We start from the raw sequence: 26,468 nt of genomic DNA, 5'->3' as shown, positions 1-26,468 counted from the left end.
GACCGAACCCATGGACACCGCCGCTTCCACCGAAACCAGCGAACTCACCCGCCGGGTCGACCCGTTCCTCATGTCGGTTCTCAAGAGCCGGTTCGAGGCCATCGTGCGCGAGATGACGCTCGTCGTCATGAGAGCCAGCCGCTCGGCCGTCATCAAGAACGCCCGCGACTTCTCCTGCGCCATCCTCACCTACGACCACCGGCTGGTCTCCGTCGAGGACGCGCTGCCCATCCACGTCATGTCGATGGACATGGCGACCCGCCCGATCAGCGAGTTCTTCGACGACATCGCGCCGGGCGACATCTTCTTCAACAACTGCCCGTTCACCGGCGGCACGCACCATGCCGACCTGATCGTCGCGATGCCGGTCTTCCACGCGGGAGAGCCGCTGTTCTGGGTCGTGGCGCTCTCGCACCACGCCGATACCGGCGCGCCCGTGCCCTCGACCTACCTGCCGTTCGCCCGCACGATCTTCGAGGAGGGCATGCACTTTCCCTGCGTGCGCGCCGGCCAGAACTACAAGGAGAAGGCTGACATCCTGCGCATCGGCTTCATGCGAAACCGCGTGCCGGACATGTGGCTCGGCGACGTGCGGGCGCAGATCGGCGCCTGCCGGACCGGGGAGCGACGCATCGGCGAACTGCTCGCGCGCTACGATCGCGACTCCGTCATGGATTTCGTCGAGGACTGGTTCGACTACGGCGCGCGCTGCGCGAAGGCGGCGATCGCCAAGCTGCCGGCCGGGCGCTACACCTACGAGACGCGCCACGATCCGGTGCCGGGCGTCGCCGACGAGGGCATTCCGGTGCGCCTCACCATCGAGGTCGATCCGGTGGCGGGCGAAGTCATAGTCGATGCGCGCGACAACATCGACAACGTGCCGGGCGGGCTGAACCTGTCGGAGAACACCGCCACCGGCTCCTGCCGCATCGGCGTCTTCAACAATCTCGACGAAAGCGTGCCCCACAACGAGGGCGCCAAGTCGCAGATCAAGGTTCTCCTGCGGGAGGGTTCGGTGGTCGGCAAGCCGCGCTATCCCGTGGGAACGTCGGTGGCGACGACCAACGTCAACGACCGTCTGATGATCGCGGGAAACTGCGTCTTCTCGCAGATGGGCGCGCCTTACGGCCAGGCCGAAAGCGGCTCGCACCTGCCCGCCGGCGTCGGGGTGATCTCGGGCGCCGATCCGTTCAAGAACGGCAAGTCCTACGTCAACCAGATCTTCGTCGGCTACGGCGGCGGCGGTGCGCGGCACGGGTTCGACGGCTGGCTGACCTATTGCGGGCCGGCCAATGCCGGACTGATCCAGCTCGACTCCGTCGAGGTCGACGAGTCGATGTATCCGATCCTCATCGAGAGCCGCGGCGTCGTGCCGGACTCGCAAGGGTTCGGCGAGTTCGAGGGGGCGCCCACCATGGGCGGCGTCTTCCGTCCGCTCGAGCACGACATGACCATCGTCTACGCCGCCGACGGCACCGACTTTCCGCCGCGCGGCGTGCTCGGTGGCGGCGACGGCAAGGCGAGCGAGACCGTTCGGCAGGTCTCGGGGGCAGCCGACGAAGCCTTGCCTGCCTTTGCCGAGGTGGTGATCCGCGACGGCGAGCGGATCGCCTTCACCGCCTGCGGCGGCGGCGGGTACGGCGACCCTGCGAAGCGCGACACGGCGCTCGTGCTGCGCTCCGTCAATCGCGGCTGGCTGACGCGTGACGCGGCCCGCGAGGTGTACCGGGTGGCGTTGAAGGAGAGAGGCGACGAGCCCGGCTGCTGGGTGATCGACGAGACGGCAACTGCCGGCCTGCGAGCCTGATCTGGGCCGGCGTGCGCCACCGCGGGTTTGATCAGCACACGTCTTCGCGCGAGGTATGTTAGGACGTGTGGCTATGGTCAGGACTCATAGCTCACAGCCAGAATAGCACGGTGGCGGCCAGCGCGATGGCGGAGAAGAAGACGGTTGGACAGCGGTCGTGAGCCAAGTCGCAACGCGCCGCCAGTCCTTCAGTCGCCCGAACATGATCTCGATGCGGTTGCAGCGTCTGTAACGGCGCTTGTCGTGTTTGACGGACGCGTTGCGAGACTTTCGGCCTGGAATGCAGGGTTTGATGCCCTTCGCTGCAAGAGCGTCCCGAAACCAGCCGGCATCATAGCCGCGGTCACCGAGCAGCCACTGCGCCTTGAGAAGACCGTCCAGAGGCGCCGCTGCCCCGGTGTAGTCGCTGACGGGCCCCGCGTTCAGGAAGAAGCTGAGCGGGCGACCGTTCGCATCGGCCACGGAATGAAGCTTGGTGTTCATGCCGCTTTTGGTGCGACCGATTAGTCGTCCAAGCCCCCTTTTGACCGCCAGGCTTGATGCCGTGCGGTGTGCCTTCTGGTAGGTCGTGTCGATCATGAGGGTTCTGGGATCGGCGTTGGCTGCTGCCAGACCTTCCATCATTCGGACGAAGATACCCGCTTCGCCCCAACGTTTCCAGCGGTTGTAGAGCGTCTTCGCAGGCCCATAGTCCTTGGGCGCATCGCGCCATCGCAACCCGTTGCGGTTGGCGAAGATGATGCCGCTGAGAACCCGCTGATCGTCGACATGTGGTCTGCCGCAGCTTCTGGGAAAGAACGGGCGAAGCCGTGCCATCTGCTCGTCCGTCAGCCAGTACAGATCGCTCATATCCAGTCGCGCCTGCTCTTGCCGCGGTCGACGCGCAGAAGCATCCGGGTGGAGGCGACGTCGCCGACCTTCAAGCTTGCGACCTCCGCGGCGCGCAGGCCCCGTAGGCGACCGACAGCGCCGCCAGGTGCTGAAGGCAGACGGTGGCGCCGAGCAGCCGGCGGACCTCGTCCGGACTGAGAACATTGGGCAGGCTGCGGGGATAGCGCAGTCGCACGAGCTTCCAGGCCAGATCGGGCCGGTCGATCGTGCGGACGAAGAAGAAGAGCAGCGCCGAGACGATGGCGTTTCATCGTCGGCTCGCCGAAACCGGTCTCCTGCTGTGCGATCTGAAAGCGGCGCAGGTCTTCGGCGCTGGCCGTGTCGGGCGAGCGCCCGAGAAAGGAAGCCAGACGTCCGACGTGGCGCAGGTAGTTGCGCAGGGTCTCGGCCGAGACCCGGCGCATCGTCATGTCGGCGATCAGGCGTTGGCGCAACGGACTGACCGTGGCGGCGAGAATGATGGAGGTCGTCATGGGAAGGCTCCGTCCGGGTGAAGAAGCCGGGATCGTCCGCCCGCACCGGGCGACGCTCAATCAGCGCAGCGCGCTCGTGTCCGTCCGCCGACGACGAAGCCGCCGCCTCTTCCGCGGAAGCGGGTTCGTTTTATCCACCCCATCCGGTCTCAAGCAGCTACTGTAGCAGCCGTCCCGAAGCGGTCGGACGGTTCTAGACCCAGTCAGGACCACTTGAGGTGCCTGCTGGACGCCTAGCAGCGGACATATTAGTATCACTCGAGGTCTTGCCGGAGTTCGGATCCGACCACCTGCCGCTGCTGGCAGACCTGTGCCTCGGACAGGAGATATCGGAGCGTCGGGCCGTCACACCTGCCGAGTTGGCGGCAGCGCGGCGAACGGTCGAGCGGGGTCAGGGGAAGGCGGTCCAGAGCGGGGCGTTGGAACCGTTGGGCGCGGAGGGGCCAGAGGGCGATGACTGAGGTGCGCCTTGAAGCATGATTCAGTCTACCGGCGAGGTTCGCTTCCTTACTATCTCGCTTCGAAGCGAGCTGGTAGCTTTCCACCCCTACCGGAAGTTCGCAAGAGTGCAGAACCCAAAGGATACGAGCGACCCTTCGAGGGAAGAGATTGCCGATCTTCAGATGGCGCATATATCAGGTGCTGTTTGGTTGCCAAACTGGAGAGAACGATCGAGCCTTGAACCGGCATATGTTTCGTTGCTTCGTCTCTCATCGAACGAATAGAAGTGGCCACTTCCGGCCGCTTCCTCCGACGCCCGAGACCGGATGGGGTGGAAAGGCGTCGGTCCGCTTTCAGTCAAACATTGATGGCATTGGACATTGATGCACAAGCCGTTCGTTCCCTCAGCATCTGTTGCAGGAGGGATGCCAATCTGGGATCAGCCATCTGCGTTACGTTGAAGCGCATCCAATCGGGGGCCGTCTGCGCGATGCTGAAGACGTTTCCGGGCGCGAGAACAACGTTCTCCTTCAACGCGAGACGCGCCATGTCCGCCGCGTCTTGCCCGTCCGGCAGGCGACACCAGAGGTAGAAGCCGCCGCGAGGTTCGAGCCAGGGACGGATGCCGAGGGCTTCCAGCGTCGCCCCAACCTCCCGCCGCCGTTTCGCCAGCCGGGACCGCAGGGTTGAAAGGTGCTTGCGATAGCTTCCGTCCGACAGGGCGCTGGAGACGATCTCCGTCGCGATCGGGCTCGGCCCGCCGAAGTTCGTCGCGACTTGCAGGTCGATCAGGCCCTCGATCCAGTCCGCCTGCGCCGCGATGTAGCCGCAGCGGATCGAGGCCGACAGCGTCTTCGAGAAGCTGCCGATCCGGACGACCCTTGCGAGGCCATCCAGCACGGCAAGCCGTGGCGAGGGTTCGGGTTCGAAGTCGGAGAAGATGTCGTCCTCGACGATGGTCACGTCGTTGGCAGCCGCGAGGGTCAGGATCCGATGCGCCGCCTGCGGGGACAGGGAAGCCCCCGTGGGGTTGTGAACGGCCGAGTTCCGGATGTAGAGGCGTGGGCGATGCGTCTCCACGGCCTGCGCAAACGACGCCATATCCGGCCCGCTCCGCGTCATCGGCACGCCGACGACCTTCACCCGGTGGACGCGGAGCAGGGCCTGGAAGTTGAAGTAGCAGGGATCGTCGAGAAGCACGGTGTCGCCGGGTTGCAGCAGGAAGCGGCAGACGAGGTCGATCGCCTGCGTCCCGGAAGCGGTCAGCAGGATCCGGTCGGGGCCGGCCTCGATTCCTTCCGCCGCGAACTGGCGTGCCAGAAGGCCCCGCAGCGCCAGCGATCCGCGCGTCGCGCCGTAGTTGGTGAGCACCGCGTCCTCGGCCTTGGCGAGCGCCCGCACGGCGCGCCGGATGGCGGCGTTCGGCATCCAGTCGGCCGGGAGCCAGCCACATCCGGGGCGCAGCATGTCCGAACTTCCGTCGAGCGACTGGCGCGACACCCAGAGCGGATCGACCGCCCGATCCGCTCGCGATTCGACATCGGCGAGAACGAGCGGCAGGCTGCCGGCGACGAAGAAGCCGGACCCCGGCCGGGATCGGATCAAGCCCTCGGCGGCCAGCCGATCGTAGGCCTCCACCACGGTGGACGGCGAGAGGTTCATCGACTTGGCAAGCCCGCGGATCGAGGGGAGTTTCTCGCCCGCAGTGAGCGTGCGGGCGGAGATCCGATGCCGGATCGCGTCCATGACGGCGCCCGTGCGCGTCGGGGATTCAGTTCGATGCTCGATCGAAGGCTTCAACCGTTCGGCTCCTGCCATCCCTACAGTTCGGCGCTACCGTAAGGGACCGTCGCTGTTCGATCCAGCCTCGACCGATCTATCCGAGGACGCAGAACGGGGAGAGCGTCATGGACAGATCAATGGCCGGCTGGGGCAGCGGACTTCTCGGCGTCATCATCTTCAGCGGCTCGCTGCCCGCGACCCGCGTCGCGGTGGGGGGCTTCTCGCCCCTGTTCCTGACCTCGGCCCGTGCCGTGATCGCGGCGGCGCTCGGCGCCCTCCTACTCCTCCTGCTCCGTCAGAAGCGCCCGCAGGCGAGTGACCTCGTTCCGCTGGCGGTGGTCTCGCTCGGTGTGGTGGTCGGCTTCCCGCTCCTGACGGCGCTGGCCCTCCAGCACATCACCTCGGCGCACTCGATCGTCTTCATCGGCCTCCTGCCGATGGCGACCGCCATCTTCGGCGTCGTCCGAGGCGGCGAACGGCCGAAGCCCGCCTTCTGGCTGTTCTCAGTGGTCGGCGCCGTGGCCGTGGCCGGCTTTGCCCTGGCGCAGAGCGGGCCGGCCTCGCTGACGGGCGACCTACTGATGGTGGCGGCCATCGTCCTCTGTGGTCTGGGCTATGCGGAGGGCGTGACCCTCTCGCGCCGTCTCGGCGGCTGGCAGGTGATCTCCTGGGCGCTGCTGGTCTCGCTGCCGATCATGGGCCTCATCGCGCTCGTCACTCTGCCAAGCGACTGGACCGGGATCACCACCCCCGAATGGCTGGGCCTTGCCTACGTGTCGGTGTTCTCGATGCTGGTGGGCTTCGTGTTCTGGTATCGCGGGCTGGCGCTCGGCGGCATTGCCGGCGTCGGGCAACTCCAGCTTCTCCAGCCGTTCTTCGGGCTTGCACTGGCGGGACTGCTGCTAGGAGAACCCGTTGCCTGGTCGATGATCGTGGTCACCGGCCTCGTCGTCTTCTGCGTGTTCGGCGCCAAGAGGTTCGCTCGATGAGTGCCGACGATCGGCATCCTTTCTACGGTCTATCGGCCTTTTCCCTCACACCTGCACAGATGAAGCGCGTGCTCCGAGTGACGGGAACTCTTATTCCAGCCTCTCCTTTCGCTGACCGTCAGCTCGCCTTCGATGCCGCCAGACAGCAATGGCGGCTTTCGGGCTACACCGCGAGGTTTGGGAATGACCTGGAAGGGGCGGATAGCTGAATGCCCACTATCAGCGACGGCGTACGGAAAGCGGACAGACCGCTTTTGGCCAATCCGCGACGCTCTGCGTCCTCCGACTGAACGGAAATCATTTCCGAAACCGATCTCCCGGCTTCTTGCCCGCCCAAGGCGGCAGTTCCTCGTTCTCGACCCATGGCAGGAGGTGCACCGGACGCGCCTCAAGGTGCCCGGTGATAACCGGGTACTTTTCGAGCTGTTTCTTGATCAACGGAAGTCCGGCGACGTTCGTATAGCGCAGCGCTGTTTCGGACTCGCCGAGACGCCCGGCGATGTCGCTGATGATGGAAGTGTCGACGCCCGCTTGCTTCATCGTGTCCGAAAATCCGTGCCGGAGGGCATGAACTGAGCGTTGCCACAGATCGGAGGAGAATTGCGGCGAGGCTTTCACGATTGGAATAAAGTTCTTGTAGAAGCGGTCGCCCGGATCGTTCGTCTTCAATAGCGGCGAGAACAACTCGGGAAAGAGCTGCCGATAGCCCATCTTTCGGATCGTCTCGACGCAATCGAGGAAGCCGAGGCGTAGCAGCTCTGGTGGCACCGGCAGGAGGCGGTCGGACTGAGCGTTCTTGATGTTGCGGTGAACGTTGGCGCGGATGTGAATGGCGGCACCATGCAGCGTATCGAGCACGTCTCTCGTTTCGAGGCCAGCAAACTCATTGCGACGGGCGCCGAGATAAGCGAACAGCATCGGTAGGTAGTAGACGCCGCCGTGGAATACCGCATCTCCCGAAACATGGCGGTCTGTAGCGTCTCGGCATCCCGTGAAGATCGGAAGGTCAAAGATCGGCCGCACTTGATCCGGCGACGGCTTTACCTGCGCCAGCCGCAGAGTGCCCGCTTTCGGCTTGCGAGGCCGAAGGCTTTTCAATGACCAATCCGCCACAATGTAGCCGCTGGCTCTGACATGGTGGAGGAACGTGTCGAGATTGCCCAGGTGCTAGCGGATCGTTGCCGCCGAAAGGCCGACCTTGGGTGGCGCCTCGCCGCGCCGTTCTGCACGTGCGATTGCATCGGCGGCGAATGCGCGAAGTGCCGCGGGTTTCATGACGCGTTGACGGGCGCTCTGTCCGTAGCGCGTTGGAATCAGGTTCAGATGTTGGCGCAGAGCTGCCACGTGTTGCTGGCCGATCTCACCGGAATGCGCGACGTCGTTCTCTTCCAGAATGTCGCGAAACATCCGCACAAGCATGTGCACGTCGCTGGCGGTTGCAGGGGGCCAGTTGTCACGATTGTTGCGAGCGAGTTGCTCATACGATGCCTCGAACGCATCGAGACGCAGGGCCCGGCCGGCAAGTGCGGCATTAGGCTCGGGACGTTCAGCAGCAGGCGTTTCAATCGGCAGAACTTCTGGTGGGGCCGCCTTCACCACTTCGTCGTCTGATGTCGGCTTAACGGGAAGGGCGATTTTTTCCGCATCCTCCGTGACGCTAAGCTCCGGTTCAGGCTGAACCCGCACGTTTGTATCTGCCGACGAATCGTCAGAGTCTGCTTTCGCCGGGATGTCTGCCGGGAAGACGAGGCTGGAGCGTTCCTCCTCGGGCAGCGTCGTAGTGACAAGAGCATTCTGCTTGCGGTCGATCATCGGCCAGCGTTCGGCGATGTTGAGGAGCGCATCCGTTTTCGCGCGATACAGCTCCATCTTCGCCCGCTCGCGATTGGCCAACGTGTCAGCGAGGCCGACGTCAGCCATTTGTTGACGGACGGCACGGTCGAAAACGGGGCTGCGTGCTTCCGCCTGTTCGGCGCGGAACGTTTCGGCGATCGTCGCGACATGCGGCTCGGGGATACCGTGGCGCAAAAGCATCGACTTGCCCGGACAGTCCGCGTCGAAGCTGAGAGCGCGCGTCGTGCCGAAGAGTTGGATTAGGCGGTACGCCCAGCCAACCTCGATGTCGGCTTCCATCTCCCGGACGTCGTCAACGGCACCGCTTCGCCGAACCGCGAAGGCGATGTCGTCGAGATGTGCGGTCATGCGCTCGATCTCGGCGCGGAAGAGCTGGTCGAGCTGGTCCTTCGTGGTCATCGCGGCGGTCGGTCTCACGGTGAGGTCGGCAAGCAGCGTGTTGAGCCGCCGCGCCATGTAGGCCGCTTTGTGATGGTCGGACAACCGAAGTGAGAAGGAGAGGCGGGCCTGCCGCGGCACCTTGCGGAAGCGCGTCGGTACGCGAGCGCGCCAGTAGAAGGTGTGGCCACGCCGTTCGAGATTGCTTGTGTCATGCCGAGTCGCCACCGACCGGATCCCTTGAGCCGCGAGCCCGAGGAGACGCCGATGGGCGTCACCTGCGAGCTACAGGTTTGGGCACATCGCGTGGCAAAAGAGCTGAGAGGACCCTCAGCCACCGAAAACGATAATGATTACATAAGCTTGCTATAGGCTGGCTGGGGAACCTGGATTCGAACCAAGACTAGCGGAGTCAGAGTCCGCTGTTCTACCCTTAAACTATTCCCCAACGACGGCTGCCGGTGACCGGGCCGTCTGTTGTCCATCGGCTGGTTTGTGCCTGCCGGGGACGAGGAGGCGAATAGAAGGTCTGAGCTCTCGCGTCAAGGACGATGTGCGGGTTTTGCGACTGGATGATGAACGCAGCCGGGGAGGCCGCTGTTGGATGAGGCGGTCGTCAGTCGGGCTGATCGGTCTGCACGGGATGTCCCGTGCTGTCCTTGTTGGATCGTGCGACAGGGCGATTCGGTCAAGCTGACGTCGGAGGACCCCTCGAAGAGGGCTTCGCCGGGGAGGGCGGTGCAGGCAATCCAATCGTCCGCCGTGAGAATTCGGGCACAGGCATGGCGGTGGTCGGACGCCTTGTGAAATGTTGTCGGATTGCTACAGTGCCGGCAACGAAAGCGGCTGCAGAAGCCGAGGGAGCGCTGTTACGGCCTGCTCCGGAGATATCGAGTGATCCATGAACCGCACCAGGATCGGACGGCGGCGAAGGCGGTGACGAACGGCATGGGGCGCGAGTTCGCCCGCATTGTGGCGGACGAGGCGCCTCGGCCAGAGCGAAGCGAGAACACGGCCGCCGATCGACCCGCACCCAAGATCGCCGCTGCCGATCCGTCCCAGCCGAACGATCCGAATTCGAAGGCCGGTCGCCTGTCGAAACGTCAGCGTCGACGCCGGCGCAAGGAGGCCGGCGAGGCGCAGCCTCATCTCGCGCAAGGGATGCGCGACCTGCCGCCCGTTCTGGGCGCCAAGGTGGCCGAAGCCGAGCGAGCGTTGCGCTCCCGCCATCCTGCGCCCTCGCCGAAGCCGGCCGGCGATGTGCCGACGTCGCGCGGCAAGGCACGCCGGCGCCGGGGCGCCGGGGCGCGTGCGGCAGCCATCAAGGCGGCAGGTCCTGCCGGAAATGCCGTTCCCGCGATGCGCGATGCGCCAAGCGAGAGCGGTCAGCTGCCGGCTTCGGTTGCCGCAGCCGTGCCGATCCCGGTGCAGGCGGGGCCGGCGCGTATGCCCGCCTATGCCGCGCTCGATCTCGGTACCAACAATTGCCGGCTGCTCGTTGCCGTCCCGACGCGGCCCGGCCAGTTTCGGGTCATCGACGCGTTCTCGCGGATCGTGCGGCTCGGCGAGGGACTGGGCCGAACGGGAAGCCTCGCCGCGGGCGCCATGGACCGTGCGGTGGCCGCGCTCGAGATCTGTTCGCAGAAGCTTTCGGTGCGTGAGATCCGCGGCGCGCGGCTGATCGCCACCGAAGCCTGCCGCGCGGCGGCCAACGGCGAGGAGTTCATCGAGCGGGTGCGCCGCGAAACCGGTCTGACGCTCGAGATCGTCAGCCGCGAGACCGAGGCGCGCCTCGCCGTCTCCGGCTGCGGATCGCTCGTCGATCGCTCGGCCAAGGGCGCCGTGCTCTTCGACATCGGCGGCGGCTCGTCGGAGATCGCGCTGCTCGACCTTCGCAACGGCGCGAGCCGCCGGCTTTCGAACCACATCGTCGCCTGGACCTCGCTGCCGGTCGGCGTCGTGTCGCTGGCCGAGCGCCATGGCGGGCGCGACGTGACGCCCGAGCTGTTCGAGCGCATGATCCGGGAGGTCGAGGCGATGATCTCCGACTTCCCGGGTCGCAACCGGCTGAACGACATCGTCGGGCGCGACGGGTTCCATCTTCTGGGCACTTCGGGCACGGTGACGACGCTGGCCGGGGTGCATCTGGAACTGGAACGCTACGACCGCCGGCAGGTGGACGGGCTCTGGCTGACGGATGTCGAGGTCGACCGGCTGGTGGCGCGCATCGCCGGCTGGAGCTTCGAGGAGCGCATCGCCAACCCTTGCATCGGGTCGGATCGCGCCGATCTGGTGCTGGCGGGCTGCGCCATTCTCGAAGGGATTCGTCGGGTGTGGCCGGCCAAGACGCTGCGGGTCGCCGATCGGGGCCTGCGCGAGGGACTGTTGACGGAAATGATGGTGGCGGACGGCGTTTGGCGCCGGGCCGCGACCGCACAGGCAAGGCAGACGGCGTGACGGGTTCGGGACGGGGTGACGATCGTGGGCTTGTGGTCCGCGTCAAGAAGAAGCGCGGGCTGAAGGCCTCGTCGCGGCGCTGGCTGGAACGCCAGCTCAACGACCCTTATGTGCGGCGCTCGAAGGCGGACGGCTACCGCTCGCGCGCGGCCTACAAGCTGAGCGAGATCGACGATCGCTACCACCTGCTGAAGACCGGAATGCGCGTGGTCGATCTCGGCGCGGCGCCGGGCGGCTGGTGCCAGGTGGCCGTGCAGCGCACCGGCACGTCGGAAACCGAGGCGCATGTGGTGGGGATCGACTACCTGCCGGTGGACCCGGTGCCGGGGGCGACGATCCTCGAGCTCGACTTTCTCGACGATACCGCCCCCTCGCGCCTGCTCGAGGCGCTCGGCGGCGATCCCGACATCATCCTGTCCGACATGGCGGCGCCGACCACCGGGCATCGCCAGACAGACCATCTGCGCACCATGCATCTCTGCGAGGTCGCCACGGATTTCGCGCTGAAGACGCTGCGGCCCGGCGGCCATTTTCTCACCAAGACCTTTCAGGGCGGCACCGAGGGCGAGCTGCTGACGCTGCTCAAGCGCAACTTCCGCACGGTGCATCACGTGAAGCCGCCGGCCTCGCGCGAGGGCTCGGTGGAGCTCTATCTCCTCGCCAAGGATTTTCGCGGACGCAATTTCCGCGAGAACAATCCGGACGACGAACGGGTCGAGCCCGAGGCGGTGTACGACCCTCGCACGTGACGCTCGATGCCGGCGGGGCGCCGCTCCGCCTGCGGCTTGATCTCGGTGCGCCGCGCCGGCAGCCGGTCTGGCCGGCCGAGATCCGGCTGCAATCGTTCTCGGCTGCCGATGCCGAAGCGGTGGAGCGGCTGCTGGTGGACGTCTGGCCGATCGGCGTTGCGGGTGCCCCTGACGGCTGGTTTGCCGAAGTGCGCAAAGATACGGAGTGGGATGCTTCGCTCGTTCGGCTGGCATGGAGCGAGCGGGACGAGCTTCTCGGCCTCTGCCATGCCTGGACGAGCGGCTTCATCAAGGACGTCGCCGTTGCGGTGCCGGCTCGCCGTCGGGGCCTTGCGAGCGCCTTGATTCTCGATATGGCCGACACGCTCGCGCGGCGTGGGCATTCCGCCGTCGACCTGAAGGTGATGCCGACGAATCTGGCGGCGCGCGCCCTTTACCAGCGCCTCGGGTTTCGCCTTGTGCCGGACTGATCTCCGGCTTCCATCACTCGGCCGGGGCGCGGCGCCCGGCGACCTCGGCGCCGGCCTCGTCCGGCAGGCGCCAGAAGGAGAGCGCGGCAAGGATCGTCACGAAGCCGACCACGAAGAAGGCGAGCGAGAAATCCGCCAGCGACGCCTGTCCCGTCCCGTTCTGCGTGATGCCGACTTCGAGGATGCCGCCGGCCATCGCGACACCGCCGGCGATGGCGATCTGCTGGAAGGCGGCGAGCATCGAGGTGGCGTCGCCGGTCTGCGTCTTGGCGACATCGGCGAAGGCCAGCGTGTTGACGCCGGTGAAGAACAGCGACCGGAAGAAGCCGCCGATGAGCAGCAGCACGACGAGAACGGCGACCGGCGTCTCCGGCCGGTAGAAGCCGATTGCGCCCATCAGGACGCCGCCGACAAGCGCTGCCCCGACGAGCGTCACCCGAAAGCCGAAGCGCTTGAGGATCGGCTTGACCAGCGCCTTCATCATCATGGCGCCGCCGATCGACACGGCGCTGACGAGGCCCGACTGCAGCGGCGTGTAGCCGAAGCCGAGCTGCAGCATCAACGGGAAGAGGAAGGGCACGGCGCCGGCGCCGAGCCGGAAGATCGCGCCGCCGATCACCGCCGCGCGCAAGGTGGGAATGCGCAGGAGGCGCAGCTCGAGCACCGGTCGCTCGGTGCGGCGTGCATGGCGCATGTAGAGCGCCGCCATGGCGAGGCCGGCCAGCGTCATCGCGAGACCGAAGGCCGGCGGCAGGGCCGGCAGCGAGACGACGGAGAGCCCGAACACGACGCCGGCGCAGGCGAGGCCCGACAGCGCGAAGCCTGGCCAGTCGAAGGTGATGGACGGGATGGCAGCGATGTGCGGCAGGAAGCGCTGCGCCAGCAGCACGCCGGCGACCCCGATCGGCAGGTTGATGTAGAAGATCCAGCGCCAGTCGGCATAGGTGGCGATGGCGCCACCGAGCGGCGGGCCGATCAACGGGCCGACGAGCGCGGGGATGGTGAACCATGCCATCGCGCCGACGAGATCGGATTTCGGCACCGCGCGCACGAGCAGCATGCGCCCGACCGGCGTCATCATCGCCCCGCCGACCCCTTGCAGGAAGCGCGCGGCGACGAAACCCTCCAGCGAGTTGGCGAATCCGCAGGCGAGCGAGCCCGCCATGAAGACGCCGATGGCGCACTGGAACACCGGCTTGGCGCCGAACCGGTCGGCCATCCGCCCGGAAATGGGAATGAACACCGCAAGCGAGACGTAGTAGCTCGTCAGCGCCAGCTTCAGGGCGATCGGGCTCGTGCCGATATCGGCGGCGATCGTCGCCAGCGAGGTCGCAATGACGGTGGAGTCGATGTTCTCCATGAACAGGGCGACGGCGAGAACGACCGGAACGATGCGTTTCAAGGACGGAAGTCCAGACTGGGCCGGCGCTCTGCAGCGGGCAATGCTAGGGTCGACTGATCGATAGCGTGTAAGATGGGCGAAATGCGGCTCGTGTCCACGATCCGGGTGCGATCTCCCATGCGCCGCAATGGCCTGTCTGAACTTTCGGAGAGCACGCTTGTCCTCCCGGCCCTAAGACGCATTTAGCGTTTTACTGAATCGGGCGCTCGAGTGGCGCCAAACGGGAGCCGATCGATGACCGCATCGAACGACGTGAGCCGGCGCCATGCGCTGCTTCTGGCGGCAGGCGGCGTGTCCGCGGGAACGCTGGCCGTTGCCGGTGGTGCGAGCGCGCAGGAAGGAACCGCAGCGATGACGCATGCTGAAACCGCCGGCGCCGCAGATACCTTTCCGCTTGCACCCGGCTGGCGTCGGTTCCAGTTGGGCGAGGCCACCGTCACGGTGATCCTCGACGGCATCCGGCCGGGCGAGGGACCGTTCCCGACCTTCGGCGAGGATCAGACGCAGGAAGCCGTTGGGGCGCTGATGGCGGAAAACGGCCTGCCGAAAGATCGGTTCGTCAACTTCTTCCACCCGACGCTCATCGAGATCGGCGACCAGCTTCTCCTCGTCGATACCGGCATGGGCGAAGCCGGCCGCGCCAACGGCATGGGCCTCCTGCGCCAGCGCATGGCAGCCGCCGGCCATGCGCCCGAGGATGTCGACGTCGTGGTGCTGACGCATCTGCACGGCGACCACATCAACGGACTGATGGAGGGCGACGCACCGGCCTTCCCGAATGCACGATACGGGGTGGGCGCCGAGGAGATGGCGTTCTGGACCTCTGCGGAGGCGAAGTCCGGCTCGCGCGCCGACAACGCGAAGGCGGTGGAAGCCAAGGTCGTGCCGTTCAAGGACAAGACGACTCTGCTTGCCGATGGCGATGAGGTGGTGCCGGGCGTCACCGCGCGCGCCGCGTTCGGACATACGCCGGGCATGCTGGCCTTCGAGGTCGTCTCGGGCGGCAAGCGTCTCTTCCTCATGGCCGACACGTTCTCGCAGTTCGTCGTGTCGTTCCAGCGCCCGCAATGGCAGGTCCGCTTCGACCAGGACAAGGTGGCGGCGGCAGAGACGCGCGCGCGCTTCGCGACCATGCTGGCCGACGAGAGCGTGCCGATCGTCGGTTATCACCTGCCGTTCCCCGCCATGGGCTACGTGCAGCGCGACGGCGATGCCTTCCGCTTCGTGCCCGAGACCTACCAGTCGCTCGTCGAGAGCTGACGCGGCGCGGCTTTCCTTGAAGGGGAGCCCGTGCTACGAGCCCGTGCCAATCCTTCCTTTCGCAGGCGCTCATTCGGGCGCCTGCATTCATTTCGAGGACTGGCGATGGCCCGCATCATCGAGACCGCTACCGGCACCCTGGCTCTGACCTTCGACGACGTGCTGCTGCAGCCCGGTCATTCCGAGGTGATGCCCGGACAGGTCGATGTGCGCACCCGCATCTCGCGTACGCTGCGCCTCAACATTCCCATCATCTCGGCGGCGATGGACACGGTGACGGAATCGCGCCTCGCCATCGCCATGGCGCAGGCCGGCGGCATCGGCGTCATCCATCGCAACCTGACGCCGATCGAGCAGGCCGAGCAGGTACGCCAGGTCAAGAAGTTCGAGAGCGGCATGGTCGTCAATCCCGTGACGATCGGGCCGGAAGCGACGCTGGGCGATGCCCGCGCGCTGATGAGCCAGCATCGCATCTCCGGCATTCCCGTGGTCGAGAACGCCGGGCGCGGCGGCCAGACCCGCGGTCGCCTCGTCGGCATTCTGACGAACCGCGACGTGCGCTTCGCCTCCGACGACAGCCAGCGCATTTCCGAGCTGATGACGCACGAGAACCTCGTGACCGTCCGCGACACGGTCGACCAGACCGAGGCCAAGCGCCTGCTGCACACGCACCGCATCGAGAAGCTGCTCGTGGTCGACGATGCCGGCCACTGCGTCGGGCTGATCACGGTCAAGGACATCGAGAAGTCGCAGCTCAACCCGTTCGCCGCCAAGGATGCGCAGGGGCGCCTCCTCGCGGCGGCTGCGACGAGCGTCGGCGACGACGGCTTCGAGCGCGCCGAGCGGCTGATCGACGCCGGCATCGACCTCATCGTGGTGGACACCGCGCACGGCCACTCGCAGCGCGTGCTCGACGCCGTGGCGCGGGTGAAGCGCATGTCGAACGAGGTGCAGGTCATCGCCGGCAACGTCGCGACCCCCAGCGGGACGCAGGCGCTCATCGACGCGGGTGCCGACGGCATCAAGGTCGGCATCGGCCCGGGTTCGATCTGCACCACGCGCATCGTCGCGGGCGTCGGCGTGCCGCAGCTGTCGGCGATCATGGATGCCGTGAACGTCGCGGACAAGGCGGGCGTGCCGATCATCGCCGACGGTGGCATCAAGTTCTCGGGCGATCTCGCCAAGGCGCTCGCCGCGGGTGCCTCGGCCGCGATGGTCGGCTCGCTGCTGGCGGGCACGGAGGAGAGCCCCGGCGAAGTCTACCTGCACCAGGGCCGCTCGTTCAAAGCCTATCGCGGCATGGGCTCTGTGGGGGCAATGGCGCGCGGCTCGGCCGACCGCTACTTCCAGGCGGAGGTGCGCGACACGCTGAAGCTGGTTCCCGAGGGCATCGAGGGGCAGGTCGCCTACAAGGGCGCGGTCTCGGCCGTCCTCCACCAGCTCACCGGCGGCCTTCGCGCCGCGATGGGCTACACCGGCGCTGCGACGCTGGAGGACTTCCGCCGCAACGCGACCTTCGTGCGCATCTCGAACGCCGGCCTTCGCGAGAGCCACGCCCACGACGTGACGATCACCCGCGAGAGCCCGAACTATCCCGGCGGCGGCATCTGACGCATCGCCGACACGGCTCGGCCGGTCACGCCGAGCCGGATGCGCCGCGCGGCAGGCCCTTGATGAGGGCCGCCAGCGCCTCGAAGTCGCGGCGCCGCACGGTCGAGGGACGGAAGGCCAGCGCCAGCGTGCGCGAGGGGGAGGGCGGCTGGAACGGCAGGATGCGGATGCCGCCGCTGCGGATCTCCGCCTCCACCGCCATTTCGGGGATGAGCGTCGCGCCGAGCCCGCCCGCCACCATGCGCAGGATCGTCGTCAGGCTCGTCGCGCCGAGGCTGGCGAGATGGCTCGTCTCGACGAGCTGGCAGACCTTCAGCGCCTGATCCCGCAGGCAGTGGCCCTCCTCGAGAAGGATCAGCCGCTCGCTCGCCAGCGCCCCGACGCTGACCGAGCCCTGGAACCGCTCGCCCTCGCCCTCGGGGATCGCTAGATGGAACCGGTCCTCGAAGAGTTCGATCACCTGAAGGCCCGGCTCTTCCAACGGCAGGGCCATCACCACGCAATCCAGCGCGCCCTGCGCGAGATCGCGCGTCAGCGATGCCGTGACGCTCTCGCGGATCTCGCAGTCGAGACGCGGGTGGTCGCGCGCCAGCGTCTGCAGCAGCTGCGGCAGGAGATAGGGCGCGACCGTGGCGATCAGCCCGATCCGCATACGCCCCGACAGGACATCGTCGCCGGCCGCGCCGAGTCCTTCGAGATCGCGCACATCGCCGAGAATGCGCCGGACCCGCGCCAGCACCAGCGCGCCGTCGCTCGTCAGCACGACGCCGGAAGGGCGTCGATCGAGAAGCGGCCCACCGAAGACCGCCTCCATCGCCGCGATCTGCGCTGAAAGCGCGGGTTGGCTGATGTTGAGCAGGCGCGCGGCCTCGCCGAAATGCAGCGTGCCGGCGACGGCGTCGAAATAGCGGAACTGGCGCAGCGTGAACATCACGATAGGATAAACCTATCGGCGACCGGTGAAAATACGATTTGCCCTTATTGCCGAAAGACTGACATGGTTCTCTGGAAGAATTCCAGAATCGGGCCATATGCACGGGCTCGGATCGCGAGGAGACCGATATATGACCGATCGCAAGACACTGACCACCAGCGCCGGCGCCGCCGTGCCGGACAACCAGAATTCCTGGACCGCCGGCGAGCGCGGACCGCTGCTGCTGCAGGATTACCAGCTCATCGAGAAGCTGGCGCACCAGAACCGCGAGCGCATTCCGGAGCGCGTCGTCCACGCCAAGGGCTGGGGCGCGCACGGTACGCTGAAGATCACCGGCGACATCTCGAAGTACACCAACGCCAAGGTTCTGCAGCCCGGCGCCGAGACGCAGATGATCGCGCGCTTCTCGACCGTTGCCGGCGAGTCCGGCGCGGCCGACGCCGAGCGCGACGTGCGCGGCTTCTCGCTCAAGTTCTACACGGACGAGGGCAACTGGGATCTCGTCGGCAACAACACGCCCGTATTCTTCGTGCGCGATGCCTACAAGTTCCCGGACTTCATCCACACGCAGAAGCGCCACCCCAAGACCAACATGCGCTCGCCCACCGCCATGTGGGACTTCTGGTCGCTGAGCCCCGAATCGCTGCATCAGGTGACGATCCTGATGTCGGATCGCGGCCTGCCGATTTCGCCCATGCACATGAACGGCTATGGTTCGCACACGTTCTCGCTCTGGAACGATGCGGGCGAGCGCTTCTGGGTGAAGTTCCACTTCAAGACCCAGCAGGGCCACAAGTTCCACACGAACGAGGAAGCCGATCAGGTCATCGGCAAGACCCGCGAGAGCTACCAGGAAGCCCTCTACGGCGCGATCGACGAGGGCCGCTTCCCGCGCTGGACCATGCAGGTCCAGATCATGCCGGAGACGGATGCGGAGAAGACCTCCTACAACCCGTTCGACCTCACGAAGGTCTGGCCGCATTCCGAGTATCCGCCGATCGACGTCGGTGTGCTCGAATTGAACCGCAATCCCGAGAACTACTTCGCGGAGATCGAGAACGTCGCGTTCTCGCCGTCGAACATCGTTCGCGGCATCGGCTACTCGCCGGACAAGATGCTGCAGGCCCGTGTGTTCTCCTATGCGGACGCGCATCGCCATCGTCTCGGCACCCATTACGAGACCATTCCGGTGAACCGTCCGAAGAACGAGGTGCATCACTACCACCGCGACGGTCAGATGAACGTCTACGGCGGCATCAAGACCGGCAATCCGGACGCCTATTACGAGCCGAACTCCTTCAACGGACCGGTCGAGCAACCCTCTGCCAAGGAGCCGCCGCTGCGGATCCACGGCGATGCGGATCGCTACAACCACCGCATCGGCAATGACGACTACGGTCAGGTGCGCGACCTCTTCAACCTCTTCAACGAGGGCGAGAAGAAGCGCCTCTTCGCCAACATAGCCGCGGCGATGTCGGGTATTCCCGACGAGATCGCCGATCGTCAGCTGGCGCATTTCGACAAGGTCCATGCCGATTACGGTGCGGGCGTGCGCAAGGCGCGCGAGACGATGACGGGCCGCGAGCCCGCCATCTCGGTGACGCCCGAGACCCCGCAGCAGGCCGCCGAGTAACGCATCGGCGCCAGCGGATTTGGATCCTGGAAGGGCCGGCGTGGCGACACGCCGGCCCTTTCGCGTCGTCCATCCGGCCGAAGGCAGCCCTTGTCCGCGCCGGTCCGGCGAATTACCAAGCGGCAGAGCCTCTGGAAGAACGGATACGGATCATGCGCCTCGGCGGACGGATCGCTGCGGCGGTCGAAATTCTCGACGACATGAGCGCCCGGCGACGCCCGGTGGCCGATGCCCTGAAGGACTGGGGCCTGTCGCATCGCTTCGCCGGTTCGGGCGACCGCTCGGCCATCGGCAACCTCGTCTACGACGTGCTGCGCCGCCGCCGCTCGCTCGCCGCGCGCATGGGCGACGACGCTTTCGCCTCGCTCGTCTACGGCGCGGTGCTCGATGCCGGCATGGCGCCGGACGCCATGCGCGCCGCCGTCGAGGGCGATCGCTTCGCGCCGCCGGTGCCGGCCGACGAGCAGCTTATCGCCTTTACCCGGATGGCACCGAGCGGGATCGAGGATCGCGCCGCCGCGGCCGACGTGCCGGACTGGCTGGCTGAGCGCCTCGCCGCCTCGCTCGGCGAGGATTGGGTGACCGAGGCCCGCGCGCTGTCCGATCGTCCGCCGCTCGATATGCGCGTCAACCTTCTGAAGGCGACGCGTGAGGAGGTGCTGGCAGAACTCGCGCCGTTCGCGGCCGGCGAGACGCCGCTGTCGCCTTGGGGCTTGCGCATTCCGCCGATCGTCGGCGATGGCCGCCATCCCAACGTTCAGGTCGAGCGCGGCTTCCAGACCGGGCTCTTCGAGATCCAGGACGAGGGTTCGCAGATTGCCGCGCTGTTGTCCGGTGCCAAGGCCGGCGAGCGTATCCTCGACTATTGCGCCGGCGCCGGCGGCAAGACGCTGGCGCTCGCCGCCGTCACCGGCAACGAGGCCGAGATCCACGCCTTCGACGCCGATCGCCAGCGCCTCGCGCCGATCTGGGACCGGCTGGCACGGGCCGGCGCCGCGTCCGTGACGGTCCACGCCCCGCGCGACGACCTGTCACCGCTGGAGGGCTCGATGGATCTCGTGCTCGTCGACGCACCCTGCACAGGCGCCGGCACGTGGCGACGCCGGCCGGATGCGAAATGGCGGCTCAGCGAAGCGCAGCTCGCCAAGCGCACCGCGGAGCAGGACAAGGTGCTCGCCGCCGCCGCGCCCTTCGCCCGGGTCGGCGGCCGGCTCGCCTATGTCACCTGCTCGGTGCTGCGGGAGGAGAATGCCGCGCGGGTCGAGGCCTTCCTCGCGGCCCAGCCGGGATGGCGGCTGACGGATGGCGAGGCGATCTGGCGCGAGGCCCTGCCGCAGGCCCCGGCCGCCTATCATACGGAACGCATCGGCGAAGGCGCGGCGCTGACCTTGACCCCGGCGCGCTCGAACACCGACGGCTTCTTCTTCGCCCTGCTGGAGCGCGTGTCGTGAGGCGCTGGGCCGCGCTCGCGGCGTTCCTTGCGATCTCGCTCGGCGGCGGGCTGCTCATCGGCTCCCGCAACATTCCCGACGACTGGTATCGCCATCTCGAAAAGCCGTGGTTCAATCCACCGGACTGGGTCTTCGCGCCCGCCTGGACCGTGCTCTACATCCTGATCGCCATCGCGGGGTGGACGGTCTGGCAGTCCGGCAACCGCAAGGCGCTGACGGCCTGGGCCGTACAGATGGCGCTGAACTTCCTGTGGTCGCCGCTCTTCTTCAGCGCCCATGCGACGCTGCCCGCCCTCGTCGTCATCGTCGGGATGCTGGCGGCCATCCTCGCCTTCCTCGTGCGCACCGCGCCGCGCGACCGCACGGCCTTCTGGTGCTTCGTGCCCTATGCGGTCTGGGTGGCCTATGCCACGCTCCTCAACGGTGCGATTGGGTGGCTGAACGGATGAGCGCCGCGCCTGCGTTGGAGAGCGTTGCCGGGCGGCGCGTGCTCTTCGTCATGGCCGCGCGTGCCGAATACGGCGCGGCCCTGCAGGCGCGGATCCGTCCGCTCTTCACCGGCATCGGCCCGATCGAGGCGGCGATGGAGGCGAGCGTCGCGATGACCTGCCTGCAGGCTGCGAAAACGCTGCCCGATCTCGTCGTGTCGCTGGGCTCGGCGGGCTCGCGTGTTCTGGAACAGGGGCGCATCTACCAGGCGTCGTCCGTCTCCTGGCGCGACATCGACGCCTCGCCGCTCGGCTTCACCAAGGGCGTGACGCCGCTGGTCGATCATCCCATCGAGACGCCGCTGCCGACGCTTCTTCCCGACGTGGCCAGCGCCCGGCTCTCGACCGGCGCCGCTGTCGTCACCGGCGCCGGCTACGACGCCATCGACGCCGAGATGGTGGACATGGAGACCTTCGCGATCCTGCGGGTGGCGCAGCGCTTCGCGGTTCCGCTCATCGGCCTGCGCGGTATTTCCGACGGCGCGGCCGAGCTTCGTCACTACGACGACTGGGCGCATCTGCTGCCGGTCGTGGATGCGGGACTTGCCGATGCGGTCGAGCGGCTGGCGGCGGCTTTGGCCGCCGCCAGCGCATCGTGAGCGCGATCGGCGTCTACTTCGAGGCGAGGAACTCGCCGACCTCGAGCCGGACGAACTCATTGTCGTCGGCCTTGTCCAGCGCACGGCCGGCCGAGAACGGATAGTTGTTGTCGTTGGCGACCACGATATGCGTCTCATCGAGCCGGTCGACATTCTCGATCGTGACGAAGGGCATGTCGTAGCGCCCGTCGCGCCCGCCCTGTTTTGCAACGCCCCTGGGGTCGGCGATCCCCATCAGGTCGATATAGCCGATCTTGCGCACGGCCTGTCCGACATTGGCATCGCTCATCTCGATCTTGTAGATGCGCTTCAGCTTGGCCGGCACGGCGAAGCAGTCGGCCGCCGGCTCGCCCTTGCAGGCCTGGTCGGCCCGGCCGGCGCCGTTGTCGCGCTCGATCACGAGTGCCGTCGTGGCGTCCAGCATGTTGAAGTCGCCGATCGCTTCGCCGCCTTCGGCCAGCGGGTAGAGCCAGGACTGACCCGTCCAGTCGCCTTTCACGGTGTCGAACTCGCCGATGCGCAGCGCCGTGCGACCGTCCGCCGCCGTCTCCGTCTTGCCGTCGCGATAGAGCGGTCCTTCGAGCATGGCGTAGAGATGCGCGCCGTCGTTCGACAGCGCCAAGCCCTCGAAGCCGCCCGAGCGCTTCAGGTTGAAGTCGGGCAGGGGCTTGGTCGGATTGGCGGGCATCACGACCGCCGGATGGTCGGGCGAGCGCACGGCGACGTCGCCCATGCGGGTTTCATGGACGGACTGCAGCCGGCCCTCGCGGTCGAACTTGAGGAGATAGGGGCCGAACTCCTCGCCGACCCAGAAGCCGTCCGCCACCGGCTGGATCGATTCGACGTCGAAATCGGCGCCCGTCAGGTAGCGGGTCTCGGTTCCCTCGAGCGCGATCGGGAAGGGCGCCTTCTTCGCGGGATCGCTGAGGAACACCGTCTCGTCGCGCGCCAGCGTGCCGGCCGCCCAGTCGATCGAGAGACGATGCAGCATCAGGCTTGCGTCGCTGGAGTTGATCTTCGATCCGAAGCCGTTGTCCGACAGGCTCCAGAACGTTCCGTCCGGCATCGCCTTGATGCCCGAGAAGCCCTGCACCGCCTGCCCGTCGATCGGCAGGCCGGCGCCGGTCGGGCGCACGCCGTCCTTGCCGGGAACGGCGCCGAGTTCGCTCGCACGGCGGCGGTCGGGCGTCGTGAACTTGCCGGCCTGCTTCAGGTGGTCGGGCGCATCCGCGGGCGCGGCGATGCGTGTGTCGGCGGGAAGCACCACCTGCCCGTCGAGCGTGGCGGGAAAGGCGCGGCCCTCGAGCGCCGCGTCGGCGGCCAGCGCGTTGGCGCCATGGAGAGTGGCCCACAAGGTGGCGGCTGCCAGAATCGGTTTCATGTCGCGTCTCCGCTCGTTGGACATCGCGGCGAGAACACGGGACTTCGATGACAGGGCGACGACGCCACGGTGAAGAGGCGGTGACGAGCCGGCGCGGATGCCCGCCGCCGGCCTTCGGGGCTTGTCTTTTGGCGCGCCCTGACTAGAAGTCCGCCATGACCCAGCACACCGACACCATCCTCATCGTCGACTTCGGTTCCCAGGTGACGCAGCTGATTGCGCGCCGGGTGCGCGAGGCCGGCGTCTATTCCGAGATCGTGCCCTTCCAGTCGGCCGAGGAGGGCTTTCGCCGCCTCAAGCCCAAGGCCGTGATCCTCTCGGGCTCGCCCGCCTCGACCATCGACGTGGATTCGCCGCGGGCTCCCGACGCAATCTTCGAGGCCGGCATTCCCGTTCTCGGCATCTGCTACGGCCAGCAGACCATGTGCGCGCAGCTCGGCGGCAAGATCGAGGGCGGTCTCCACCGCGAGTTCGGCCGCGCCTTCATCGAGGTGCAGAAGCCTTCGCCGCTCTTCGAGGGCATCTGGGCCGAGGGCACGCGGCATCAGGTCTGGATGAGCCACGGCGACCGCGTCACCGCGCTGCCGAAGGGCTTCGAGATCGTCGGCGCCTCGCCGGGTGCGCCCTTCGCCGCCATCGCCGACGAGGGCCGGCGCTTCTACGGCGTCCAGTTCCATCCCGAGGTGGTGCATACGCCCGACGGCGCCAAGCTCATCTCCAACTTCGTCCACAAGATCGCGGGTCTGGCCGGCGACTGGACGATGGCTGCCTTCAAGGATCAGGCGATCGAGGAAATCCGTCGCAAGGTCGGCAGCGGCCGCGTCATCTGCGGCCTGTCGGGCGGCGTCGACAGTTCCGTCGCGGCGGTGCTGATCCACGAGGCGATCGGCGACCAGTTGACGTGCATCTTCGTCGACCACGGCCTGCTGCGCATGAACGAGGCCGAGGAAGTCGTCTCGATGTTCCGCGATCACTACAACATCCCGCTCGTCCACGTTCAGGCGCAGGATCTCTTCATCGACGCGCTGGAAGGCGAGCTCGACCCGGAGGTGAAGCGCAAGACGATCGGGCGCCTGTTCATCGAGACCTTCGAGGCCGAGGCGAAGAAGCTCGGCGGCGCCGACTTCCTGGCGCAGGGCACGCTCTATCCCGATGTCATCGAATCGGTGTCCTTCACCGGCGGCCCGTCGGTGACGATCAAGTCGCATCACAATGTCGGCGGCCTGCCCGAGCGCATGAACATGCAGCTCGTCGAGCCGCTGCGCGAGCTGTTCAAGGACGAGGTGCGCGTCCTCGGCAAGGAACTCGGCCTGCCCGAGCACTTCGTCGGCCGCCAGCCCTTCCCCGGTCCGGGCCTCGCGATCCGTTGCCCCGGCGGCATCACCCGCGCCAAGCTGGAGATCCTGCGGCAGGCCGACGCGATCTATCTCGACGAGATCCGCAAGGCCGGGCTCTACGACACGATCTGGCAGGCCTTCGCCGTGCTCCTGCCCGTGCAGACGGTCGGCGTCATGGGCGACGGGCGCACCTACGAGTTCGTCTGCGCCCTTCGCGCCGTGACCTCGGTCGACGGCATGACCGCCGACTTCTACCCCTTCGACATGGCCTTCCTCGGCAACACGGCGACCCGCATCATCAACGAGGTGAGGGGCATCAACCGTGTCGTCTACGACGTCACCTCGAAGCCCCCGGGCACCATCGAGTGGGAATGACCGCGTAGGCCACGCGTTCAAAAAACGGAGCGGCCGGCGTCAGCCTGCCGCGCTCGCCGCGATGAGCGTCGCAATGCGGCGGATGGCGAGACGATAGCCTTCCGTGCCGAGGCCGGCGATCACCCCGTCGGCGCGCAGCGTCACGAAGGAATGATGGCGGAAGCTCTCGCGCTTGTGGACGTTCGAGATGTGCACCTCGATCACCGGCGGCTCAAAGGCGTTGAGCGCGTCGAGAATCGCCACCGACGTGTGCGTGAAGGCGGCAGGGTTGATGACGATGCCCGCCGCGCTCTCGCGCGCCTCGTGGATCCAGTCGATGATCTCGTATTCGCGGTTGGACTGATGGAAGCGGATTTCGTGGCCGAGTTCGCGGGCGAGCGACGCGCAGTCGCGCTCCACGTCGGCCAGCGTCTCGCGCCCGTAGATCTCGGGCTGGCGCTTGCCGAGAAGGTTGAGATTGGGCCCGTTGAGGACGAAGATGAGGCTCATGTCGACTGTCCCTGCGACTGGCGACCACGACGGCGGCACGCGTCGCGGCATTGGGGTTGGGGTTGGCTGATCGCTCGCTCCCCCGCACGGGGGCGAGACCCGAACGGGCAGCGTTTCAAGCCGGCCCGCGACAGGCGGTGCTGGCGCCGGACTCCTGCTTGGCACAACCGATCGGCCTCGTAAATTCGTAGGCCATGCGTTGCGCGAGGGGGCATCGAAGCCGACGCGGCTTCCGCTGGCGCGAAAAATCGTTAGAAAGCCGGAAAGACTTGCTTGGCTTGCCGCCCGGTTTCGTGCCGCGGCGGTCGTTCTTCGTTAGGTGACCCATGAGCAACGACATCTTCGTGCGCGAAGTGAACGAGGAGATGCGCCAGGAGCGCGTCCGCGCGCTTTGGGTGCGTTACGGCATGATCGCGATCGCGGCCGCCGTGCTCGTGGTGGTCGCAGCCGGCGGCTACGTCCTCTTCGAGCGCTACCGCGCCGGCGTCGCGGCCGCCGATGGCGACCGCCTCATCGCAGCCGGCAGCCTGATCGCCGAGGGCAAGACCGACGAGGCGAAGGCCGCGCTCGAAGCGCTGGTGAGCGACGGCAGCGGCTCCTACCCGAAGCTGGCGCGGTTGCGCCTTGCCGACATGATGCAGGCGCAGGATCCCGCCGGGGCGGTCGCACGCTACGACGAGGTCGCCAACGATACGGGCACGCCGGCGGATCTTCGCGACATGGCCGCGATCCGAGCGGCCTATATCCTCGTCGATACCGGCTCGCTCGCCGATGTCCGCGCCCGCGTCGAGCGGCTGACCGGCGACGGCGCGTCCTTGCGCTATCCCGCACGCGAGGCGGTGGCGCTCGCGGCCTGGAAGGCCGGCGACGTCGCGACGGCCCGTCCGCTGTTCACCCAGTTGCAGGACGATCTCGGCACGCCGCAGGGCATCAAGCGCCGCGCCGGCCTGATGCTGGAACTCATCGCGGCCTCCACCGTGCCTGTCGCTCCCGAGGCGTCGCCACTGCCGCCCGCAACAGTCGATCCGGAAGCCGAGACCGAGGCGCAGGTCCCGCCCGCCGCCCCGACGCCGGCCCCGGTCCCCGTCGCGCCCGCTGCGACGACGCCCGACGCCGCACCGCTATCCACGCCCGCGACGCCGGAGGCGGGGGTTCCCGCCGCACCCGCCGCGCCTTCCACCCAAGCGCCCGCCGCTCCGCAGCCGCCGGCCTGACTT

The 26,468-nt window shown here is 67.2% G+C and carries 23 protein-coding genes and 1 tRNA gene; 14 read left to right on the top strand and 10 right to left on the bottom strand.

Annotated features, from left to right (window positions below; translation table 11 throughout):
* Nucleotides 1-10: 10 nt before the first annotated feature.
* Nucleotides 11-1,807 (top strand): hydantoinase B/oxoprolinase family protein, encoded by a 1,797-nt coding sequence (locus AUL33_RS05315; protein ID WP_062204741.1) that lies wholly within the window; start codon nucleotides 11-13, stop codon nucleotides 1,805-1,807.
* Between the two features lie 91 nt (nucleotides 1,808-1,898).
* Here AUL33_RS05315 and AUL33_RS21510 read toward each other — a convergent pair.
* The 3 genes from AUL33_RS21510 to AUL33_RS05290 form a co-directional block, all read right to left on the bottom strand.
* Nucleotides 1,899-2,656, bottom strand: a protein-coding gene (locus AUL33_RS21510; protein WP_156419290.1) for an IS5 family transposase whose coding sequence is annotated in 2 segments (ribosomal slippage) — nucleotides 1,899-1,970 and nucleotides 1,973-2,656 — 756 coding nt in all. Because the reading frame shifts where the segments join, the coding sequence is not laid out codon by codon here.
* Nucleotides 2,653-3,171 carry a phage integrase N-terminal SAM-like domain-containing protein gene (locus AUL33_RS05300; protein WP_244491996.1) on the bottom strand — a complete coding sequence of 173 codons (519 nt, stop codon included), beginning with the start codon at nucleotides 3,169-3,171 and terminating at the stop codon, nucleotides 2,653-2,655. Before AUL33_RS05300 ends, AUL33_RS21510 begins: the two co-directional genes overlap by 4 nt.
* Before the next feature lie 798 nt (nucleotides 3,172-3,969).
* Nucleotides 3,970-5,358: a PLP-dependent aminotransferase family protein gene (locus AUL33_RS05290; RefSeq protein WP_062204736.1), complete on the bottom strand. Its 1,389-nt coding sequence runs from the start codon at nucleotides 5,356-5,358 to the stop codon at nucleotides 3,970-3,972.
* Between the two features lie 161 nt (nucleotides 5,359-5,519).
* Between AUL33_RS05290 and AUL33_RS05285 the strand changes: the two genes are divergently transcribed.
* Together AUL33_RS05285 and AUL33_RS22040 are read left to right on the top strand one after the other, a co-directional pair.
* A complete protein-coding gene (locus AUL33_RS05285; protein WP_062204732.1) occupies nucleotides 5,520-6,383 on the top strand; it encodes a DMT family transporter in 864 nt (287 codons plus the stop codon).
* Entirely contained in the window at nucleotides 6,380-6,592 is a 213-nt protein-coding gene (locus AUL33_RS22040) for a hypothetical protein (RefSeq protein ID WP_156419289.1), read from the top strand. The genes AUL33_RS05285 and AUL33_RS22040 overlap by 4 nt, the downstream gene beginning before the upstream one ends.
* Nucleotides 6,593-6,680: 88 nt before the next feature.
* On the opposite strand, the gene AUL33_RS05280 is transcribed toward AUL33_RS22040, so the two are convergent.
* From AUL33_RS05280 to AUL33_RS05270, 3 genes are all read right to left on the bottom strand, one after another.
* Nucleotides 6,681-7,481: a hypothetical protein gene (locus tag AUL33_RS05280; RefSeq protein ID WP_156419288.1), complete on the bottom strand. Its 801-nt coding sequence runs from the start codon at nucleotides 7,479-7,481 to the stop codon at nucleotides 6,681-6,683.
* Between the two features lie 69 nt (nucleotides 7,482-7,550).
* On the bottom strand, nucleotides 7,551-8,843 hold the full coding sequence (locus AUL33_RS22485; RefSeq protein ID WP_192843139.1) for a DUF6538 domain-containing protein: 1,293 nt from the start codon (nucleotides 8,841-8,843) through the stop codon (nucleotides 7,551-7,553).
* Nucleotides 8,844-8,989: 146 nt separating this feature from the next.
* Nucleotides 8,990-9,063, bottom strand: a tRNA-Gln gene (locus AUL33_RS05270).
* A gap of 500 nt (nucleotides 9,064-9,563) precedes the next feature.
* Here AUL33_RS05270 and AUL33_RS05265 point away from each other — a divergent pair.
* Genes AUL33_RS05265 through AUL33_RS05255 form a run of 3 tightly spaced genes read left to right on the top strand, consistent with a single transcriptional unit; the run spans nucleotide 9,564 to nucleotide 12,291 of the window.
* Nucleotides 9,564-11,072 carry a Ppx/GppA phosphatase family protein gene (locus AUL33_RS05265; RefSeq protein ID WP_374754407.1) on the top strand — a complete coding sequence of 503 codons (1,509 nt, stop codon included), beginning with the start codon at nucleotides 9,564-9,566 and terminating at the stop codon, nucleotides 11,070-11,072.
* Complete coding sequence (locus AUL33_RS05260; protein WP_062204805.1) at nucleotides 11,069-11,821, top strand: RlmE family RNA methyltransferase; 753 nt, start codon at nucleotides 11,069-11,071, stop codon at nucleotides 11,819-11,821. Before AUL33_RS05265 ends, AUL33_RS05260 begins: the two co-directional genes overlap by 4 nt.
* Complete coding sequence (locus tag AUL33_RS05255; RefSeq protein WP_062204726.1) at nucleotides 11,818-12,291, top strand: N-acetyltransferase; 474 nt, start codon at nucleotides 11,818-11,820, stop codon at nucleotides 12,289-12,291. The genes AUL33_RS05260 and AUL33_RS05255 overlap by 4 nt, the downstream gene beginning before the upstream one ends.
* Nucleotides 12,292-12,304: 13 nt before the next feature.
* Here the strand turns inward: AUL33_RS05255 and AUL33_RS05250 are convergent, their stop codons facing one another.
* Nucleotides 12,305-13,693 carry an MFS transporter gene (locus AUL33_RS05250; RefSeq protein WP_062204723.1) on the bottom strand — a complete coding sequence of 463 codons (1,389 nt, stop codon included), beginning with the start codon at nucleotides 13,691-13,693 and terminating at the stop codon, nucleotides 12,305-12,307.
* Nucleotides 13,694-13,927: 234 nt separating this feature from the next.
* Here AUL33_RS05250 and AUL33_RS05245 point away from each other — a divergent pair, with 234 nt between their 5' ends.
* Both AUL33_RS05245 and guaB read left to right on the top strand, forming a co-directional pair.
* Complete coding sequence (locus AUL33_RS05245; protein ID WP_062204721.1) at nucleotides 13,928-14,953, top strand: MBL fold metallo-hydrolase; 1,026 nt, start codon at nucleotides 13,928-13,930, stop codon at nucleotides 14,951-14,953.
* A gap of 105 nt (nucleotides 14,954-15,058) precedes the next feature.
* On the top strand, nucleotides 15,059-16,564 hold the full coding sequence (gene guaB, locus AUL33_RS05240; RefSeq protein WP_062204718.1) for an IMP dehydrogenase: 1,506 nt from the start codon (nucleotides 15,059-15,061) through the stop codon (nucleotides 16,562-16,564).
* Nucleotides 16,565-16,589: 25 nt separating this feature from the next.
* On the opposite strand, the gene AUL33_RS05235 is transcribed toward guaB, so the two are convergent.
* Nucleotides 16,590-17,495, bottom strand: a complete 906-nt coding sequence (locus AUL33_RS05235) for a hydrogen peroxide-inducible genes activator (RefSeq protein ID WP_192843140.1) — start codon at nucleotides 17,493-17,495, stop codon at nucleotides 16,590-16,592.
* Between the two features lie 133 nt (nucleotides 17,496-17,628).
* On the opposite strand from AUL33_RS05235, the gene katA reads away from it, so the two are divergent.
* The 4 genes from katA to AUL33_RS05215 all read left to right on the top strand — a co-directional run bounded on the left by katA (nucleotide 17,629) and on the right by AUL33_RS05215 (nucleotide 21,669).
* Nucleotides 17,629-19,131, top strand: a complete 1,503-nt coding sequence (gene katA / locus AUL33_RS05230) for a catalase KatA (protein ID WP_062204712.1) — start codon at nucleotides 17,629-17,631, stop codon at nucleotides 19,129-19,131.
* A 152-nt stretch (nucleotides 19,132-19,283) separates the two neighbouring features.
* Entirely contained in the window at nucleotides 19,284-20,582 is a 1,299-nt protein-coding gene (locus AUL33_RS05225; protein ID WP_062204709.1) for an RsmB/NOP family class I SAM-dependent RNA methyltransferase, read from the top strand.
* A complete protein-coding gene (locus AUL33_RS05220) occupies nucleotides 20,579-21,031 on the top strand; it encodes a TspO/MBR family protein (protein WP_062204706.1) in 453 nt (150 codons plus the stop codon). Before AUL33_RS05225 ends, AUL33_RS05220 begins: the two co-directional genes overlap by 4 nt.
* A complete protein-coding gene (locus tag AUL33_RS05215) occupies nucleotides 21,028-21,669 on the top strand; it encodes a 5'-methylthioadenosine/S-adenosylhomocysteine nucleosidase (RefSeq protein ID WP_062204702.1) in 642 nt (213 codons plus the stop codon). Before AUL33_RS05220 ends, AUL33_RS05215 begins: the two co-directional genes overlap by 4 nt.
* Before the next feature lie 13 nt (nucleotides 21,670-21,682).
* Here the strand turns inward: AUL33_RS05215 and AUL33_RS05210 are convergent, their stop codons facing one another.
* The gene (locus AUL33_RS05210; protein ID WP_062204699.1) at nucleotides 21,683-23,050 is read right to left on the bottom strand and encodes an esterase-like activity of phytase family protein; all 1,368 of its coding nucleotides are present in this window, start codon (nucleotides 23,048-23,050) and stop codon (nucleotides 21,683-21,685) included.
* A gap of 155 nt (nucleotides 23,051-23,205) precedes the next feature.
* Between AUL33_RS05210 and guaA the strand changes: the two genes are divergently transcribed.
* Nucleotides 23,206-24,762, top strand: coding sequence for a glutamine-hydrolyzing GMP synthase (guaA, locus tag AUL33_RS05205; protein ID WP_062204696.1), 1,557 nt, complete (start codon nucleotides 23,206-23,208; stop codon nucleotides 24,760-24,762).
* Between the two features lie 39 nt (nucleotides 24,763-24,801).
* On the opposite strand, the gene aroQ is transcribed toward guaA, so the two are convergent.
* Nucleotides 24,802-25,251 (bottom strand): type II 3-dehydroquinate dehydratase, encoded by a 450-nt coding sequence (gene aroQ, locus AUL33_RS05200; RefSeq protein WP_062204693.1) that lies wholly within the window; start codon nucleotides 25,249-25,251, stop codon nucleotides 24,802-24,804.
* Between the two features lie 326 nt (nucleotides 25,252-25,577).
* Between aroQ and AUL33_RS05195 the strand changes: the two genes are divergently transcribed.
* A complete protein-coding gene (locus AUL33_RS05195) occupies nucleotides 25,578-26,465 on the top strand; it encodes a tetratricopeptide repeat protein (protein ID WP_082652328.1) in 888 nt (295 codons plus the stop codon).
* Nucleotides 26,466-26,468 lie beyond the last annotated feature (3 nt).

It is taken from the genome of Aureimonas sp. AU12 (assembly GCF_001463705.1).
Taxonomy (GTDB): domain Bacteria; phylum Pseudomonadota; class Alphaproteobacteria; order Rhizobiales; family Rhizobiaceae; genus Aureimonas.
Note: the sequence above shows the minus strand (reverse complement) of the source record. Positions and strands in the feature narration are given on the sequence as shown.